Source organism: Chryseobacterium lacus (assembly GCF_003336205.1).
GTDB classification, from domain to species: Bacteria; Bacteroidota; Bacteroidia; order Flavobacteriales; family Weeksellaceae; genus Chryseobacterium_A; species Chryseobacterium_A lacus.
Genome location: NZ_QPIE01000003.1, coordinates 307,105 through 324,603 on the forward strand (window position 1 = coordinate 307,105; position 17,499 = coordinate 324,603).

The 17,499-nt window shown below is 39.3% G+C and carries 17 protein-coding genes; 11 read left to right on the forward strand and 6 right to left on the reverse strand.

The window, feature by feature from the left end:
• The first annotated feature begins 1 nt into the window (after window position 1).
• Entirely contained in the window at window positions 2-1,708 is a 1,707-nt protein-coding gene (locus tag DQ356_RS05270; protein ID WP_114303422.1) for a hypothetical protein, read from the forward strand.
• A gap of 8 nt (window positions 1,709-1,716) precedes the next feature.
• Entirely contained in the window at window positions 1,717-2,088 is a 372-nt protein-coding gene (locus tag DQ356_RS05275; RefSeq protein WP_228420645.1) for a sulfite exporter TauE/SafE family protein, read from the forward strand.
• A gap of 7 nt (window positions 2,089-2,095) precedes the next feature.
• Here the strand turns inward: DQ356_RS05275 and rnpA are convergent, their stop codons facing one another.
• From rnpA to DQ356_RS05290, 3 genes are read right to left on the reverse strand one after another with little or no spacing between them, the layout of a single operon-like run.
• Window positions 2,096-2,473 (reverse strand): ribonuclease P protein component, encoded by a 378-nt coding sequence (rnpA, locus tag DQ356_RS05280; protein ID WP_114303424.1) that lies wholly within the window; start codon window positions 2,471-2,473, stop codon window positions 2,096-2,098.
• Window positions 2,470-3,210, reverse strand: coding sequence for a tRNA threonylcarbamoyladenosine dehydratase (locus DQ356_RS05285; protein WP_114303425.1), 741 nt, complete (start codon window positions 3,208-3,210; stop codon window positions 2,470-2,472). The genes rnpA and DQ356_RS05285 overlap by 4 nt, the downstream gene beginning before the upstream one ends.
• A gap of 14 nt (window positions 3,211-3,224) precedes the next feature.
• A complete protein-coding gene (locus DQ356_RS05290) occupies window positions 3,225-3,860 on the reverse strand; it encodes a TatD family hydrolase (protein WP_114303475.1) in 636 nt (211 codons plus the stop codon).
• A gap of 68 nt (window positions 3,861-3,928) precedes the next feature.
• Between DQ356_RS05290 and DQ356_RS05295 the strand changes: the two genes are divergently transcribed.
• The 9 genes from DQ356_RS05295 to msrA all read left to right on the forward strand — a co-directional run bounded on the left by DQ356_RS05295 (window position 3,929) and on the right by msrA (window position 12,993).
• Complete coding sequence (locus DQ356_RS05295) at window positions 3,929-4,558, forward strand: TetR/AcrR family transcriptional regulator (RefSeq protein ID WP_114303426.1); 630 nt, start codon at window positions 3,929-3,931, stop codon at window positions 4,556-4,558.
• A 103-nt stretch (window positions 4,559-4,661) separates the two neighbouring features.
• A complete protein-coding gene (locus tag DQ356_RS05300) occupies window positions 4,662-5,621 on the forward strand; it encodes an outer membrane protein assembly factor BamD (protein WP_114303427.1) in 960 nt (319 codons plus the stop codon).
• 44 nt (window positions 5,622-5,665) lie between these two features.
• A complete protein-coding gene (locus tag DQ356_RS05305; protein ID WP_114303428.1) occupies window positions 5,666-5,989 on the forward strand; it encodes a DNA-directed RNA polymerase subunit omega in 324 nt (107 codons plus the stop codon).
• A 109-nt stretch (window positions 5,990-6,098) separates the two neighbouring features.
• Complete coding sequence (gene coaBC, locus DQ356_RS05310) at window positions 6,099-7,295, forward strand: bifunctional phosphopantothenoylcysteine decarboxylase/phosphopantothenate--cysteine ligase CoaBC (RefSeq protein ID WP_114303429.1); 1,197 nt, start codon at window positions 6,099-6,101, stop codon at window positions 7,293-7,295.
• A gap of 39 nt (window positions 7,296-7,334) precedes the next feature.
• Complete coding sequence (gene porD / locus DQ356_RS05315) at window positions 7,335-8,237, forward strand: type IX secretion system protein PorD (RefSeq protein ID WP_114303430.1); 903 nt, start codon at window positions 7,335-7,337, stop codon at window positions 8,235-8,237.
• 126 nt (window positions 8,238-8,363) lie between these two features.
• Window positions 8,364-10,013: a DNA repair protein RecN gene (locus DQ356_RS05320; protein WP_114303431.1), complete on the forward strand. Its 1,650-nt coding sequence runs from the start codon at window positions 8,364-8,366 to the stop codon at window positions 10,011-10,013.
• A gap of 65 nt (window positions 10,014-10,078) precedes the next feature.
• On the forward strand, window positions 10,079-11,545 hold the full coding sequence (locus tag DQ356_RS05325) for a DUF5687 family protein (RefSeq protein ID WP_114303432.1): 1,467 nt from the start codon (window positions 10,079-10,081) through the stop codon (window positions 11,543-11,545).
• A gap of 23 nt (window positions 11,546-11,568) precedes the next feature.
• Complete coding sequence (locus DQ356_RS05330) at window positions 11,569-12,297, forward strand: ABC transporter ATP-binding protein (protein ID WP_114303433.1); 729 nt, start codon at window positions 11,569-11,571, stop codon at window positions 12,295-12,297.
• Between the two features lie 144 nt (window positions 12,298-12,441).
• On the forward strand, window positions 12,442-12,993 hold the full coding sequence (gene msrA / locus DQ356_RS05335; RefSeq protein ID WP_114303476.1) for a peptide-methionine (S)-S-oxide reductase MsrA: 552 nt from the start codon (window positions 12,442-12,444) through the stop codon (window positions 12,991-12,993).
• 71 nt (window positions 12,994-13,064) lie between these two features.
• Here msrA and DQ356_RS05340 read toward each other — a convergent pair whose 3' ends face one another.
• The 3 genes from DQ356_RS05340 to DQ356_RS05350 all read right to left on the reverse strand — a co-directional run bounded on the left by DQ356_RS05340 (window position 13,065) and on the right by DQ356_RS05350 (window position 17,493).
• Window positions 13,065-15,143 carry a prolyl oligopeptidase family serine peptidase gene (locus DQ356_RS05340; RefSeq protein WP_394337246.1) on the reverse strand — a complete coding sequence of 693 codons (2,079 nt, stop codon included), beginning with the start codon at window positions 15,141-15,143 and terminating at the stop codon, window positions 13,065-13,067.
• Window positions 15,144-15,286: 143 nt separating this feature from the next.
• Window positions 15,287-15,748, reverse strand: a complete 462-nt coding sequence (locus tag DQ356_RS05345) for a heme-binding domain-containing protein (RefSeq protein ID WP_185123769.1) — start codon at window positions 15,746-15,748, stop codon at window positions 15,287-15,289.
• Window positions 15,745-17,493 (reverse strand): Ig-like domain-containing protein, encoded by a 1,749-nt coding sequence (locus DQ356_RS05350; protein ID WP_114303435.1) that lies wholly within the window; start codon window positions 17,491-17,493, stop codon window positions 15,745-15,747. The genes DQ356_RS05345 and DQ356_RS05350 overlap by 4 nt, the downstream gene beginning before the upstream one ends.
• Between the last annotated feature and the right edge of the window lie 6 nt (window positions 17,494-17,499).

Sequence of the window (17,499 nt, forward strand, 5' to 3'; positions counted from 1 at the left end):
TATGAATGCGAGAATCATAGAGTTAATCAAAAATAAAGAACTGCTGCAGCCGGAAGATCTTAACCTGCTGAAAGAAGAGATAAAATCCAAACCTTATATTCAGAGTTTCAGAGCGTTATATCTTTTAGGCACTTCTAAGTTTGATGCCGAAAATTATCAGCAAAGACTTTCAGAAACAGCGGCTTATACGACGGATAAAAAAATCCTGTATCATCTGATTAATGGAGAACCCATTGCTAAATCGCAGCAAGCTGAAATTAAAAATGATACTTCAGAAGAAATTTCTAAAACTGAAATTCCTGTCGCTGAAGTTAAAGAAATAGAAACAGAAATTCCTTCAGAAAATATAGAGATTATTCCGCAGGAAACCGCTGAAAAAATTCCTTCGCCGCTTCCTTCTGTTGCTCCAAAGCCACAACCGGTGTATGTTAAAGGAGAACTGAACCGCATTCTTTTTGAAGGTGAAGAAGACTTTATGGGAAAAGAGGCACCGAAAATTGATTTGGAAGCCTCGCAGGAATCTGGACAAATTGTTGTAGCTGATCCTGAGATGAAAGCACCGCCCGTTTTTACAGAGGAAACCACACCCACCAAGGAATTTACCAAACAACTGGAAGCGGAAGAAAATAAAACAATTCACACTCAGGCCTCTGCCGATCCCGTTGCCGGAAGTCCGGAAGCCAAAGTGGAAGAAAATAATAGACATCAGGATAAAACGACGGTGCAGGATCCTTCGGTTTTAAGTTTTCACCGAACGGCAGAATTTCTTCCTGATATTAAAATGACTCCCGGGAAGGTAAAAGAAGCAGTTTCTGAACTTCCGAAACCCAAGCTGAGCAAACATGAAGAGGAAATGCGGAAGCTGGTGGAAGAAGTAGAACGCAAAATAAAAGAGAAAAAGGCGAGGGAAAACCAAACGAAAGAACAGCCGAAGCCCGAAATTGAAGAAGATAATACGGAAAATACGGAAGTCAGTTTTGGAGAAACGCAGCCTTTCGCCGTTTCCCAAAAAGAGCAGGATATTCCGGCAGAAAAAATTGATGAAGCAGAAATAAAAAAAGAAAACAAAACCGAATCGGAGCCTGAAAAGAACCATATACAATCTTCTTGGAAACCTATGGAGGTGAGCACTGTGAAACCAGATGCGCTCATTGAAACTTCCAAACAGCAAAGGGAAGAACCAAAAAATCATCAGGAAAAAACCGAAAAATCAGATGATAAAATCGGGAATGATTTGAAGGAATCTGCTAATGAAAAAGAACTTCCCGTGATGAATGTTTCCTTTTTTGCTCCGACTATTTCCACAATGGATAAACCCGAAGAAAAAGCTCAGGATAAACCCGACGAACAGGATAAAAGTAATGTTCCACACTTTCTCAACACCTGGCAAAGTTGGCTGAAAATTGATCGGTCATCTTCTAAGCCAGAGGAAACAGTGCAAAAAGTTAAAGCCAAAGCAATAGAAAAATTTATAGAGAGCGAACCCAAAATTTCGCAGTTGAGAGACGAAGGCAGCTATATTATTAAAGAAAAAAAGGATGATATTTCACATCTGATGACAGAAACTCTGGCTAAAATTTATACGGAGCAGAAACTGTATACCAAAGCAATTCAGGCTTATGAAATATTGAGTAAAAAACATCCGGAAAAAGAACAGTATTTCATGGAAAAAGTGCAGGAAGTAAAAGCCTTGCGAAACCCTCAATAAAGATGAAAATGGACAGCACAACTTTGGTTATTGGCTTGGTAGTTCTCGGTTTATTAGCCGGATATCTCAGTGGTTTGGTCGGCATTGGCGGCGGTATTATTATGGTTCCTGTGTTGGTGTTTTTTTTCGGTTTTACTCAGCATAAGGCTCAGGGAACAACCCTTGCTTTACTCATGATTCCAGTGGGAATTTTCGGGGTCATGAATTATCATAAAACAGGAAATGTTGATATAAAAACTGCACTTCTTCTGTGCTGTGGTTTTGTATTGGGAAGTTATCTGGGAAGCAAAACCGCAATTTCCCTTTCTCAGGATGCGCTTAGGAAAATATTTGCTGTATTGATGTTCATCGTAGCGATCCGGATGTTCTTCCAGAAATAAATAGATGTCAATTATTTAGCTGCGATTCACAAAGTTTCAAAAATTCTTTCTCAACTTCCTGATAGTGAACGGGAAATTTTTTAGAAGCCCAAAACAGCATCGCTACAGAATTATTCCCGAAAGCATCCGTGTATTTTTTCTTATTTAAACGGTAAGCCTCTCTCAGCAACCTTTTAATCCGGTTTCTATCCACTGCCTTTTTGAAATTTTTCTTTGAAACGGAAAAGCCAATCCTGTGGTTTGAAACTCCTTCGGAAACCTCAGAAGGATAAAAAGTGATGATCCGAAGTCTGCCAAAAGTAGTCCATTTTCCCTGCTCGAAAAGCAGCTTAATTTCTTTCTTCTGTTTCAGCTTTTCTTTTGTGGGATATCCTTGCGGTTTCAATGGAGCTTTTCTTTTTTTATAAGATAATTAATGACTTCAGCGGCGGCATACAACCCGAATAAAGCAGGAATATAACTGTTGGTCCCATAGAATGAACGTTTATAATTGGTTCCGTCGGTCAATTTAAGGCTTTTTTCGTCCTGAAGTTCACTGGAAAAAACACATTTCACTCCTTTTACGATATTGCTTTCTTTTTTCAGGCGTTTTCTTATTTGTTTTGCAAGGTAGCAATTGTTTGTTTTACTCAAGTCACGAACCAACACTTTGCTTGGATCTTTTTTTCCGCCGGCTCCCATGCAGCTTATCACTTTGATTTTTCTTTTTTTTGCTGCTTTTATCAGGCTGATTTTGGGGCTGACACTGTCAATACAATCCAGAATATAATCAAAATTTTGTCCGTCCAGCGTTTCATCCATGTTTTCAGGATTTAGAAATGTACTGATTATCGTAAGCTGAAGTTCAGGATTAATGTCCATGAGCCGTTCTGCGACCAATTCAGTCTTCTTTTTTCCAATGGTAGAATGCAAGGCTGGAAGTTGGCGGTTGATGTTCGTGATGTCTACCGTATCGCCGTCAGCAATGGTCATTTTGCCCACGCCGGCTCTACCCAGAAATTCTGCTGCAAAGGAACCGACTCCGCCTAATCCAATAATCAAAAGGTTGGCGTTCTGCAGTTTCTGGATTCCTTCTTCTTTCACCAGAAGTTCCGTACGTTCCAGCCAATTTTTGTTCGTCATATATTTTTATTTTCTCATTCGGGAACAGAAATCCCAATATTGTTGAGGTTGGTAAATATCTGTTCCTGCAGTTCTTCGGGCGTCATTTTTTTCAGTTCGGCTGTTTTTCTGTACAGCAATTCGATTTCAAAATCCTGCCCGTCAGTTTCCAGAAACATTTTTTGCACCGGGAACTGTTCCAGTAATTTTTGCAAAGATAAATTGTGCAGGACAGATTTCCCAAAACTAAGGTAAAAATCATGCTTCAGCATATCTTTTGCCAACTGTTCTTTTTTATTAAATCCGTGAATGATCATCGGGATTTTCGCAATTTTTTTAAACGGAATCAGCTCATAAAATTTTCTTACACAATGGATGATGACGGGCTTGTTCACCTCATTCGCTAACAGAATTTGACGGTGAAAAATTTCTTTTTGCAACTGAAAATCTGTGGCGAGCAACCCGTCTAATCCACATTCACCGATGGCGACGCAGTTTTCGTTTTGCGCAGTTTCATAGAGCCATTTTATTGTCTCCTCATTATGATCTGAAATGTAATTTGGGTGTATTCCTGCGGAAAAAAGTCCTGCAGATGGGCGTTCACCGGGTTCAGCGTTGTAGATTCCCGAAACAGAATTTTTATAGTGATGATGAAAATCAAAGAAAATCATCTTCAAAAATACAGAATATCTATTTCTTTGCGATTCGGTTAAAATGATTAAATTTACCAAAACATGATATGAGAAAAAAATTCTCTGACAAACAAATCCATATTCTGGAAGTTGCCGAAGAACTTATTGCTCAAAAGGGATTTGAGGGAACTTCTGTTCGCGATATTTCAACAAAAGCCAACATTAACGTAGCGATGATTTCCTATTATTTTGGGTCCAAAGCCAAAATGATGTCACAGCTTTATGAATACAGGTTGCAGCGCGCTATCGCCAATTTTGCTGAATTTACAGGAACTATTACTGATGGAAAACCGGAAATGCAGATGAAAGAAATTGTGAAATATCTGGTCTCTCAAATGTTCAAGTACAATTTCTTTTATGGTTTTATTACTCAGGATCTTCGGCATAATGCGCATCTGAAAGAAGATTTACTGGTTTTCTACCAAATATGCGCTTCAAAACTGGACGAGGTTACCAAAAAAGGATTAGCTTCAGGTGTATTTACTTTTAATCCCAAATCGGAAGAACTTCTCTATATCGTTTTGGGAACAACGCTTTTTGCGATTAGAAACCGAAATTTCGTTGAACTGTACGTTCCGCACAAGGATGATGCGCAGTACCTAAAAGAAGCAGAAAAGAAGATAAAAGCCACCGTTTTGTTGTCTGTTTTTACATTGTTGGGTTTTGTAACGGAATAATTGAGTTAAATAATCATAAAAACAATGCTTTTGACAAAAAAATTATATTTTTGCAGACTGGCAGACGGAATCATCAATTTCAGAGTCTTGCAGTAAAAAAATTATGAAAAATTATCTTATTGTTCTTATTGCCATATTTATTGTAGCATCGTGTAATACGCGTCACGACCAAGCCCTGAAAAGTGCTGACAAGAACTTTATCCTGAATGTTGCCAATGAACATTTCGCCAATAAGAAATGGCCAAAAGCGATCGCACTGTATGAAAGACTTTCTAATCTGGTAGCAGGAACAGATGATGCCCCGAATGTCGTTTTTAATTCCGCTTATGCCAATTATTATGATGAAAATTATAAACTGGCCGGGCATCAGTTCAAGAATTTTGCCGTCACTTTTCCTCAGGATCCCAGAAGAGAAGAGGCTTCCTACATGTCGGCACTTTGCTATTATGAAGGTTCGATGGATTATAACCTGGATCAGTCCAGTACAGAATTAGCCATCAACGAACTTCAGAATTTCCTGAATAATTATCCGAATTCGGAAAGAGGCGTCAATATCAACAAACTAATTGAAGAACTTTCTTACAAGCTGGAATATAAGGCATTTGAAAACGGGAAGCAGTACTATAAAATGGGAGAATACAGAGCTGCTAACACAGCTTTGGAAAACGTTTTAGAAGACTTTCCGGCTACGAAACTTCGCCCTGCGATTTATGACCTGATTCTGAAATCCCGTTATGAACTCGCGATGAATTCCATCTACGACCTGAAACAGGAAAGAATTGAAAGTGCTTTGGCTTTCACACGGCAGGTAGAGAAAGAACTTCCGGGATCTTCTCAAGCTGAAACAGCCGCTGATTTGAGAGAAAAACTTTTGAGAGAAAAAGAAAATTTCGCCAAAGTACAGCAACAGGTAGAAAACAATAAAGCTGCGTTATTGGCAAGACAACAGAAAGAAGCAGAGAAAAACGCTGCGGAAAGTGAAAAAACAGCAAGGCAGGCATTGCGAGACAGTGTGAAAACCAGTACGCCTCCGCCAGCCATCACTTTACCAATTCAAAAATAATCCTTACATTTGCAGACTTTAATATTCGTAAAAACCCGTTGAAAATGAGCATAAAAGATTCCAAAGCAGAGATAAATACTATTACTTACGACCGAGATAAAATCGAAAAAAATGTAGGTTCCATTTATGAAGCCATCGTCATCATGGGAAAAAGAGCAGAGCAAATTAATGCAGAAATACGGACAGAACTCCATAACAAGCTGGATGAATTCGCAGTGCACAATGCCACGCTGGAAGAAGTATTCGAAAACAGAGAGCAGATCGAGATTTCCAAGCATTATGAAAAAATGCCCAAACCTACTTCTATTGCCATTCGCGAATGGCTTGATGGTGAGATTTATTATAGAAAAACAGAAGAGAGAAACTAAATATTTTCTCATTTCCTAAGAATAATACCGCCACAAAAGCACTGCTTTGTGGCTTTTGTTTTTTGCAAGGTGTAAAATCGCTAAATTAGTAAACTAAATTTCCACAGAAATGAATCTTCAAAACAAGAAAATATTAATTGCGGTAACGGGAGGTATCGCGGCGTATAAGATCAATATTCTGGTGCGCGATTTTATTAAGAAAGGAGCAGAAGTTCAGGTGATTATGACGGCTTCCGCAAAACAGTTTGTCACCAAAGCCACCTTATCTACACTCTCCAAAAAGCCTGTTTATTCGGATTTTTTCGAAAATAACGGCCTATGGAACAGTCATGTGGAACTTGCACTTTGGGCAGACATCATGCTGATTGCACCTTGCACAGCGAATACGCTTGGGAAAATGATTCACGGGATATGTGATAATCTCGTTATCGCTACGTATATGTCAGCAAAATGTCCTGTTTTTATTGCCCCAGCAATGGATCTCGATATGTATGCGCATCCTTCCACAAGACAAAATCTGGAAATGGCAGAGGATTTCGGCCACTTTATTATTCCGGCGGAAGAAGGTGAACTGGCCAGCGGATTGTTCGGACCGGGAAGAATGGCAGAACCTGAAACCATCCTGAGCGCAGTGGAAGATTTCTTTTCGTTTTCAAGAAAATTAACGGGCAAAACGGTTCTTATTACCGCTGGTCCAACCTATGAAGCCATTGATCCTGTCAGGTTTATAGGAAATCATTCCTCGGGAAAAATGGGTTTTTCCTTGGCAGAAGAAGCTGCGAAAAGAGGAGCGAGAGTCATCTTAATTTCCGGGCCGACAGCATTAAAACCAGAGCATTCCAATATTGACATTCACCGCGTTACTTCTGCCAAAGAAATGGCAAATCAGGTTTTTAATTATTACGAAACCTGCGATTTTGCAATTGCCAGTGCAGCAGTGGCGGATTATGCGCCGGAGGTAACAGCAGATGAAAAAATCAAAAAGAAAGAAGATCATCTGACCTTGAATCTGGTTAAAAATCCCGATATTCTTAAAGCCATGGGCGAAAGGAAGAAAAACCAAATATTGGTGGGTTTTGCCCTCGAAACACAAAATGAGGTGGAAAACGCAAAGGAAAAATTAAACAAAAAAAACTTGGATCTTATCGTTCTGAACTCGCTTCGGGAGGCGGGAGCCGGATTTGGGCACGACACCAATAAAGTAAAAATCATTACCCAAAATTCAGAAAAGAGTTTTGGACTGAAATCTAAGAAGGAAGTGGCTCGCGATATTCTGAATTGTATTGAAGATGAATTTTTAAAATAATTTGACTAATTTTCCGTTTTGAAACTCAACCGGTTATCCATGAAAAGATTTTTTGTTTTATTTATCGTTTTTCTCTCTGCTCAGTTGGCTTTTTCACAGGAAATTTTCGCCAATGTCACTGTTAATGCTCAGCAATTGGGTGGCAGTAATCAGCAGGTTTATAAAACGCTGGAGAAAAACATTCGGGATTTTATCAACAACACCAGTTGGACAGGCAAAAAACTTCAGAATTTTGAAAAAGTAAAATCCAATTTCGCCTTCGTTATTACCGGAAGGGAAGGAAATAAGTTCAACGGAAGCCTTGTAGTACAGGCAGTGCGGCCTGTTTTCAACAGCACTTATGAATCACCGCTGATTAATATTAATGATACCCAGATTGTTTTTGAATACGTAGAAAATGAGAATTTGATTTTCAACGAAAGACAGTTTTCCGGGAAAAATCTTACTGATATTATTAGTTTTTATGCTTATCTCGTTTTGGGATACGACGGAGACAGTTTTCAGTCTTTGGGTGGACAACAATGGTTCAATAAAGCACAACAGATTTCCCGGAACGCCATGAATAAAGGATTTGAAGGTTGGTCCGTCATTGAAGGGCCGCGAAGCCGAGGATCGTTAATCGACGGAATTATTAATCCCAACCTGAACAATTTGAGGAGTGTTTTCTATTCCTATCATCGTTCCGGATTGGATAATCTTTATAATCAGGATCAGGCTGGCCCAAAGAAAATAATTGCAGACGGGCTGATGAAACTGAAACTCTACGAAAACACTTTCCAGCAGAATTACGCAATCAATCTTTTTCTTGATACGAAAGCGAATGAAATCTACAGTATTTTTGATTCTACGAATAATGGAGCAGTGAATATGAATGACCTGAAACAACTGATGGTGACACTCTCTCCAAAAAATATTGACAGCAAATGGAATAAATGGAAATGATCCTCATCTCCGGAAATAAGTCTTTTTATTTGCCGAAATTGGTGTTGGTTTACATTTTCTAAATCCTTCCGAAAGTCTTAAATTTACAGGCTCAATAGATTTTATTCACATTGAAACGGTTTCTGAATGCTTTCAAAAATTTTTATACGGAATTTTGCCCTTATCGATTCGCTTGAAATTTCTTTAAGCGAAGGATTGCAGGTGATTACCGGAGAAACCGGAGCCGGAAAGTCGATTCTTTTAGGTGCTTTGAGGCTGATGATGGGCGAAAGGGCCGACATCAGATCCATGTCCGAAACTGAAGAAAAAAGTATTGTTGAGGCAGAATTCTCTATATCTGAGAACTTGAAACTTTTTTTTGAAGAAAATGATCTTGACTTTGAACCTCAAACGATTATTCGTCGGGAACTTCTTCCCTCAGGCAAATCCAGAGCGTTTGTCAATGACATTCCGGTGACGCTGGATATTCTGAAACAGCTTTCCGGAAAACTCGTGGATATACATTCGCAGTTTGAAACTTCCGATCTTTTTAAGGAAGAATATCAGTTCAGAATCATTGACGGTCTTTCAGAAAACAGGCTTCTTACGAACGGTTATCAAAAGGATTTTTCTGAAGCTAAATTGCTGGAAAGGAGGCTTACAGAAATGAAATCCCAACTGGAGCGAAGTAATAAAGAATCTGATTATCAGTCTTTTATTTTATCTGAGCTTCAGGACGCGAATTTGGATGAAACTGATCTTGAAGACTTACAACAAAAAATTTCTACACAGGAAAATGCCGAAGCAATTTCTGAAAATTTGGCGCAGATTTTCGCTCGTTTCGATGCTGAAGAAATTGGAATTCTGGATGCAATGCTGGATTCCAAAAACCGCCTTTCAAAAGTTGCGGGACTTTCACACGAGTTTTCAGAATTGCTGACGCGGTTCGATGAGAATTTTGTGGAACTGAAAGATATCTTATTTGAACTTCAGAATAAAGCAGAACAGATTGACATTAATCAGGAACTTTACGAGGAACTGAGTGGTAGAATCAACAAAATAAATCTGCTTTTTTTAAAACATAATGTTAATACAATTCCTGAATTGATTGGCATTCGGGATGAGTTGAATACTGAGCAAAGCAATTTTGCTGATCTGGAAAATTCCATCATCACCACCGAAAAAATGCTGTCCAATCTTTATCAACGGATGAGTCAGCAAACAGCAGTACTTACAAAAAACAGACAGGTGGCAGCGGATATTTTCCAAGAAAAAATGGAAGCACTTCTCAGCAAATTGGGTCTTGAAAAAGCCAGAATTCGAGTACAGTTGTCGCCTGCCGATTCGTTTAATTCTTTCGGTAAAGATAAAATTGAAATTCTTTTTCAGGCCAATTCCGGTTTTCCGCTGAAGAATATTCAGCACGCAGTTTCCGGCGGCGAACGATCTCGGGTAATGCTCGCCATCAAAAAAATTATGGCTGAAAATTCCGAACTTCCTACTTTGATTCTGGACGAAATTGATACAGGTGTTTCAGGTAAAATTGCTGAAGAAACGGGCAATGTCATGCGGGAAATGGCCGGTGATATGCAGCTTGTCGTGATTACACATTTAGCGCAGGTAGCCGCAAAAGGTGATGCGCATTACAAAGTGATCAAAACAGAAGTTGCTGGAAAGACGCAAACTCAGATTATTCATCTTGATCAGAACCAGAAACTTCAGGAAATCGCACAGCTTTTGTCCGGTTCCCGCATTACGCAAGCTGCATTGCAACAGGCTGCCGAACTGATGAAGTGATTTTTCGGAATCTTGTTTTTCTGTAACATTTTCTGTATTATATTGACTTATCAAATAAAAATGTTATGTACCGACGTTTACTACGGTTAGAATTAAAAAACTTTATACGCAATCCACAATTCGGAACCAATTTAGCGCTCAGAATCCTGATGTTTTTCAGTATTGTGTATTTTGCTTTGATGTTCATGGCGATGCCTTTTCTGCTTTTCTTCTTTGCTAAAGAAGAGTTGCAAACCGATCCTTTGCTGTTGTTTTGCCGGTTTTTCCTGTATTATTGGGCGTTCGATCTTGTGCTCAGGTATTTCATTCAGCAAATGCCGACGCAGAACATCAAGCCATTTCTTGGACAAAATATTCCGAAAAATAAACTGGTCGATTACACCATTCTGAAAACCTTTTTTCACTTTTTCAACTGGGGAAACCTGCTTTTTCTGATTCCTTTTGCTGTTTTGCTTGTGATTGATGGATTCAGTTTCGCAGGTGTATTAATGTTCGTGATCGGAATTCTGTTTGTATTTTATTTCAATAATTTCCTTAATATTTTGCTGAACGGAAAAAATTCTGTTTTTTACTCCGTCGCGGGAATAGTGATTTTATTTGGAGCTCTGGAATATTATGGTGTTATTCAGCTTACTCAGTTTTCAGAGACGATTTTTTATAGTTTGTACAGTATTCCCGGATTGTTTTTAATTCCTATTTTACTCGCAGGAGCCTCTGCTTATTATACGCATAAAGTCATCAGACAAAACTTCTATTTAGATCAGGGGCTTGAATTAAAAAAAGCAGAAGGCAAAACCGAAAATATTGAATTTCTAAACAAATTCGGTGTTATCGGGACATTTTTGAACAATGATGTCCGCTTGCTGAAAAGAAGCAAAGCCGCGCGTGCTGCAATGATTTCAGGATTCTTCTTTCTTTTTTACGGTTTGCTTTTCTTTAATTCATTATACCAGTCAGATTTCATGAAACTGTTTGCGGCTATTTTCGTTACCGGCGGTTTTATGATGATGTTCGGACAGCGGGTTCCCGCCTGGGACAGCTCTTATTATCCTCTGATGATGACGCAGAACGTTCCGTACCAACAATATCTGAAAGCCAAATGGTCGCTGATTATTATTGGAATTTTGATTTCAATGATTCTTTCTACTGCGTATCTTTATTTTGGATGGGAAGTGTATCTCACGATTTTGGCAGGCGGACTGTATAATCTCGGAGTGAATTCTTACCTCACACTTTTGGCAGGAGCTTTTAATAAACAGCCTGTAGACCTAAATTCCAGCACGAAAAGCTTCAGCGGAAGCAAGAATAATTTTAATTTTAAAGTGATGCTCATGATGATTCCTCAGATGCTGTTGCCCATGGTCGTATTTGCCGGGATGAAATATTTTTTCGGGATGTATGCCGCAGTGGGAGCTTTGGCTTTGTTGGGACTCATCGGTTTTTTGATGCGCAATATCATTTTTGATCAAATTGTAAAAGCATACAGAACGGAGAAATATTCCACCCTGGAAGCATTTAAAAAAACAACATAATCGTAATTTTAAAAAGTAATAAAATGATTGTAATTCAGAATATATCTAAAGTTTACGGAGCCAAAAAAGTGTTGGATATCACTCATCTTGAAATTCCCAAAGGCGAAAGTTTCGGATTGGTAGGAAATAATGGTGCCGGAAAAACCACTTTATTCTCGCTGCTGCTGGATTTGATACAGCCCAGTTCAGGATCGGTTTCTATCGCTGGCGTTAAAGTGAATGAATCGGAAGAATGGAAAAACAGAACTTCAGCATTTATTGATGAAAGTTTTTTGATCGGTTATCTGACTCCCGAAGAATATTTTTATTTTCTTGGTGAACTCCGTGGTCAGTCGAAGCCGGCGGTAGATGAGTTTCTGAAACAATTTAGCGATTTTTTCAACGGAGAAATTCTGAATGCGAAGAAATACATTAGAGACCTTTCCAAAGGAAACCAAAAAAAGGTAGGAATTGTAGGAGCGCTGATCGGCAAACCGGAAATTATTATTTTGGATGAACCTTTTGCGAATCTGGACCCTTCTACGCAGATAAAACTGAAAAAGTTAATCAGAGAATGGTCTCAGAAAGAACAAGTTACTTTCCTGATTTCCAGCCATGATCTGGCGCATACTACCGAAGTAAGCAACAGAATTGTTCTGCTGAATAAAGGTGTTGTCGTGAAAGACATCAAAACCAATCCGGAAACCTTGCAGGAATTAGAAAATTTCTTTGCCGGAACGGTACACGAAGAAGGGCAATCTGTTACAGAATAAGGTTTTCAGATTTTCAAATAAAACGGAGCAGAAAACGTTCTTACTAAAGTGAGGAAATTTCTTTTTTCGATATGGTGTTTTCTGTTGATTTCCTGTAACGGACAGGAAAAAAAACAACCTCATGATCAGTTTAAAAATTTGAATATGGATAAAAATAATCTTGAATATATTGTATTTGGCGGTGGATGTTTCTGGTGTGTTGAAAGTTGTTTTAACATGCTGAAAGGCGTACATGAAGCGGTGTCTGGATATTCCGGCGGTACAGTTGAGAATCCAACTTATGAAGCAGTCTGCACCGGGGAAACCGGACATGCCGAAGTAGTACAGATCGCCTATGATCCCAAAATTATTTCTTATGAACAACTGATGGAAGTCTTCTTTTTTCTTCACGATCCTACCCAGCTCAACCGACAGGGAAATGATATTGGAACCCAGTACCGTTCGGTTATTTTTTACAATGATGAAACGGAAAAGAAAAAAGCAGAAGATGCTGTTAAAAAATCTGAAGCATCCGGAAAATGGGCAGGGAAATATGTTACGGAAATCACCAAATTAGAAAAATTCTGGCCTGCGGAAACGTATCATCAGGGGTATTATTCTGCAAATCCAAACACGCCTTATTGCAGCGCAGTCGTTGGACCCAAGATTCAGAAATTCAGAAAGTATTTTGGTGAAAAAGGCTGGCTGGAAGAGTAATAATCATTGGAATAATCCAATGAAAAATGCCTTTCAGAAAAAATGAAAGGCATTTTTGTTAGTGTGATAACTTACGGCTTCAGATTTCTGATACCCATTTCATAAAGTGCAAAACTCAGAAGATCAGTGTTTTCACCAATCACCTGGTCGGTACTTCTGCCAGCTCCGTGTCCGGCATTAATTTCAATTCTCATTAAAATTGGATTTTTACAAGATTGTTTTTCCTGTAATTCTGCCCCGAATTTAAAAGAATGAGCAGGCACTACACGATCGTCATGATCGCCTGTAATCACCATGGTAGAAGGGTAGCAAACGCCTTTCCTCACATTGTGCACCGGCGAATACGATTTTAAGTAATCGAACATTTCTCGGCTGTCTTCAGCCGTTCCGTAGTCGTAGCTCCAGCCTGCTCCTGCAGTAAATTTATTATAACGAAGCATATCCAGAACGCCAACTCCCGGGAAAGCCACTTTCGCAAGATCCGGACGCATTGTCATCACAGCACCTACGAGAAGTCCACCGTTGGAACGGCCGGAGAGTGCCATATAATCAGGGGAAGTATAACCGTGCTGCTGCAAATATTCTCCGGCTGCTATAAAATCTTCAAAAACATTTTTCTTCTGCATTTTGGTTCCGGCATCGTGCCATTTTTTGCCGTATTCACCGCCTCCGCGGATGTTGGGAACTGCGTAGATGCCGCCATTTTCCATCCAGATTGCATTCACGACTGAAAATGCGGGCTGCAAGCTGATGTTAAATCCTCCGTAGGAATAGAGAATGGTTGGGTTTTTCCCGTCTTTTTTCAGTCCTTTTTTATAAGAAATCATCATTGGAATCCGGGTGCCGTCTTTCGAGGTATAAAAAACCTGTTCAGAGACATATTGTTTCGGATCAAAATTTACTTTTGGCTGATAATAAACGGTAGAAGTTCCGGTTTCTGCCTGATATTTATAAATGGTTCCGGGAGTAATGTAATTGGTAAACGAATAATAAAGCTCTTTTTCCGTTTCTTTTCCGCTAAATCCGCCGGCGGTTCCAATTCCCGGAAGTTGAATGTCACGAATCACTTTGCCGTTTCCATCAAACTGTTTTACGGAAGTGACAGCATCTTTCATATATCTAGCGAAAAAATATCCGCCGCCTGTGGAAACACTCAATACATTTTCAGTTTCAGGAATGACGTCTGCCCATGCCGTAGGATTTGTAATCTTAGTTTTTACCAGTCTTCGGTTAGGTGCATTTTTATCGGTCATCATATAAATAATGTCGCCTTTGCTGTGAACAAAATCCGTGTTATGATCAAATCCTTTTTGTATAGCGATGAAGTCCGATTTCGGATTTTTCAGGTCTTTGATATACAATTCATTCCCGTTTGTAGCATTGGCAGCGCTTAAAATCAGAAAGCGCTGGTCATCAGATACTTCTGCGGAAAGGTATCTTCTTTTAAAATTTACTCCGCCAATGATTAATTCATCTTGTTTCTGTTGTGTTCCCAGTTTGTGAAAATAAATTTTATGAGTATCGGTTTGGGCAGAAAGTGCGCTTCCATCGGGTTTATCGTAGCTGGAATAATAAAAACCTTCATCGCCTCGCCATGAAACACCGGAAAATTTCACATCTACCAAGGTTTCATCAATCTGTTTTTTGCTCACTGCATCCATGATGATGATTTTATTCCAGTCGGAACCGCCTTCAGAAATGCGATAAGCAACCAGATTTCCTTTTTTATTAAAAGAAACTCCGGCTAAAGAAGTAGTTCCTGCTGTGGAAAATTTATTCGGATCCAGAAACACTTCGGTTTTACCATTTTTATCTGTTCTGTAAAGTACCGATTGCGCTTGCAGTCCATCATTTTTATAGAAATAAGTATAATCACCTTCTTTAAAAGGAGCCGAAACTTTTTCATAATTCCAGATATTTTTGAGCTGAGATCTCAAGTCATCGCGAAACGGTATTTTGGAAAGATAATCTCCTGTAAACGCGGCCTGCCGCTGAACCCAGTCTTTGGTATCTGCAGCACGGTCATCCTCCAGCCAGCGATATGGATCTTCCACATTTTCGCCGAAATAAGTATCGGTGTGTTGAATTTTCTTTGTTTCAGGGTAGGAAGGTGTTATTTTCATAGTTTGTGTAGTGCAGGAAGCCAACATCAGTATTCCTGAACCAATACAAAGATTTCTAAAAGTCATAGTACGGATTTTTTTCAAAAATAATCAAAATAATTGATAAAGATATTCCGGATCAATGATAAAAGAAGTTCTGTTTTTCCTCGAAATGCAAGTGAAAAACCTTATCAATACGTTTCTGATTCCAGCAATTCTTTGAAATAATTGATCAGCAATTGGCGTTCGGCTTCGGAAAGATTGGCTTCAGGATGATAGACAATATATCCGGGAATCGGCATCTTTCTGGAGTCAATATTTTGTGCTGCTTTTTCCAGCATATTTTTTTTCAGATCCTGATTGTAATTTTCCCAAATTGAGAAATTGGCGTGTTCACGGCCTTCATTGATATGATGTTTTACCGACCACGAAACCGGCGCAACATAAGCGTAGCGAGGATATTCAGTTTCGAAAGAATGACAGTCATAACAAGCTCTTTTCAAAAGTCCAGATATTTTGGGAGGCGTATTCATCACCTGAATAAAATCTTTTTCAGGATCTACCGGAGGATTGGCCCGATCGATCGGGATCAATTGTATGGCAGCAAAAATGGCGATAACCCAAAGTACTATTTTGCCGGTTTTTTTGATCATCGTCTTTGGAGTTGTGGGCGTTGCTGAGGTGTCGTTTGTAAAGGCTGATTGGTGTTTCTTGGCGTTGTAGTCCGAGGTGTTGACGGATTTTGTTGCGCAGCAGGAGCCGCCGGCTTTTGAGGGTCCAGTTTTCGGGGATCGGTCAAATCCCAGGGTTCTACAATTTCCCAAAGTGGGCGTGCGCTTATTTTTTTGTAAAAGATGTAAGCGTCTTCAGCGAAAATTTCTTTCTGAAAATCTGCGCCTTCCCAAAGCCCATTTTCGTTATTATCTACCAGAATTCTCACAAAATATTCTTCGGGTTTTACGATATCAAATTTCACATTTGCCTGATCAGTATATTTGCTGTAGGCCACTTCCTCATTGCTGTTGAGCAACTGAAGCCAGAATTTACTTTCCGGTTTGTTGGCCAGTTGAAAAGTAATGCTTCCAAAATTCTGTAATTGATCCGCCTCAAAATCAAAACGCATTGGTTTGCTGGTCGATTCGTAGAAGGAAGACACCGTTTTGCTGGGAACCGTGAGCCGGTATTTTTGGCCTTCCTGAAAATTCGCTTCCACTAGAATTTGATACGGATTTGTTTCCGAAATTTTCGCTGTGAACGGTTCTACAGTAAGGCTGTCAAGAGTGAGCGTCCATTTTTCGGGTTGAATTTTATCAATCATAAAATTGGAACTGATCCTGAAAGGCGACTTGGGAGGAAGTAAATTTCCACCTCGGTTTTCAATCAGCATTTCTGTTTTTTCGTTGTGTTTGTAAAATAGTGATACTGTATCCTGTCGGCTTCCGGTATCATAACTCAACCTTACATTTTCGGTGGAATTTACGCCAATATTTTGGTCTGCCGCATTGAACCAGATTTTCACAGAATCTGAATTCGGACGGTGTGTTACTTTGTAATTTTTTAGTTTTTCACTCACAGACTTCACTTGTACAGATTCCGGATTCCCTTCAAAAAGCATCACGACACCTCCGTCCATCGGTTTCATTTCTAAATATTTCAAAGGTTTTCGTGAAGGAAAAAGTTTCATATTGAGGCCAGAAATCGAGGAATCTACTTTTACAGGTTCTTTCCGGAAAGCTACTTTTTCTTTTCCGGGATCGTAAACGGAATTTCCATTTTCATCTTCAAAAGCAATGACACGGAATTCTCCGGGCGAAATGTAATTCAGTTCGTAATATCCGTCATCATCTGCGCGGGTAATGTAATATGGTTTTTGGCGATAATCCATCGTATCTTTTACCTGATACAGTCCGATTACAATACTGGCAGGTTTTGAGGGAGGCCGGATTTGATATCCGTCTGTGATTTCACCGCTGATATAAAGATCATCAATTTTTTCACCGGTGGAAAAGGCATAAGTAAAATAAGGCAACGGATTTCCTTCATTGTTATCCTGAATCGCGTTTCCGAAGTTGAAACTGTAAGTAGTATTGGCCTGTAAAGTATCTTCCCATTGAATAATCACTTCTCTGGTGGCTAGGTTCGCAGGCAGTATTTTCTTTATTCTTCTGATAGGCGGAGAAATAATCAGATTTTTGTTAACATCTTTCAGGGTAATATATTCATCAAAAGCAAGCCTCAATTCCCTGAAATCCTGAGGAACTAAAACTCTTGGCGTATCAATATTGGATCCCAAAAAATTCGGAGGAATAGTGTCCTTGTCGCCACCTACCGGCGATCCGACGCGGGCGCAAGAAAGTAGAATTAAAGAGAAAACAGCGAGAAGTAATAACTTCTTCATAAAAGA

Coding starts and splice junctions, on each gene's coding strand:
- DQ356_RS05350 (WP_114303435.1), bottom strand. CDS start 17,493: ATGAAGAAGTTATTACTTCTCGCTGTTTTCTCTTTAATTCTACTTTCT.
- DQ356_RS05300 (WP_114303427.1), top strand. CDS start 4,662: ATGAAAAATTATCTTATTGTTCTTATTGCCATATTTATTGTAGCATCG.
- msrA (WP_114303476.1), top strand. CDS start 12,442: ATGGATAAAAATAATCTTGAATATATTGTATTTGGCGGTGGATGTTTC.
- DQ356_RS05340 (WP_394337246.1), bottom strand. CDS start 15,143: ATGTTGGCTTCCTGCACTACACAAACTATGAAAATAACACCTTCCTAC.
- DQ356_RS05290 (WP_114303475.1), bottom strand. CDS start 3,860: ATGATTTTCTTTGATTTTCATCATCACTATAAAAATTCTGTTTCGGGA.
- DQ356_RS05330 (WP_114303433.1), top strand. CDS start 11,569: ATGATTGTAATTCAGAATATATCTAAAGTTTACGGAGCCAAAAAAGTG.
- DQ356_RS05320 (WP_114303431.1), top strand. CDS start 8,364: ATGCTTTCAAAAATTTTTATACGGAATTTTGCCCTTATCGATTCGCTT.
- DQ356_RS05275 (WP_228420645.1), top strand. CDS start 1,717: ATGGACAGCACAACTTTGGTTATTGGCTTGGTAGTTCTCGGTTTATTA.
- DQ356_RS05325 (WP_114303432.1), top strand. CDS start 10,079: ATGTACCGACGTTTACTACGGTTAGAATTAAAAAACTTTATACGCAAT.
- DQ356_RS05345 (WP_185123769.1), bottom strand. CDS start 15,748: ATGATCAAAAAAACCGGCAAAATAGTACTTTGGGTTATCGCCATTTTT.
- DQ356_RS05285 (WP_114303425.1), bottom strand. CDS start 3,210: ATGACGAACAAAAATTGGCTGGAACGTACGGAACTTCTGGTGAAAGAA.
- porD (WP_114303430.1), top strand. CDS start 7,335: ATGAAAAGATTTTTTGTTTTATTTATCGTTTTTCTCTCTGCTCAGTTG.
- DQ356_RS05270 (WP_114303422.1), top strand. CDS start 2: ATGAATGCGAGAATCATAGAGTTAATCAAAAATAAAGAACTGCTGCAG.
- DQ356_RS05295 (WP_114303426.1), top strand. CDS start 3,929: ATGAGAAAAAAATTCTCTGACAAACAAATCCATATTCTGGAAGTTGCC.
- DQ356_RS05305 (WP_114303428.1), top strand. CDS start 5,666: ATGAGCATAAAAGATTCCAAAGCAGAGATAAATACTATTACTTACGAC.
- coaBC (WP_114303429.1), top strand. CDS start 6,099: ATGAATCTTCAAAACAAGAAAATATTAATTGCGGTAACGGGAGGTATC.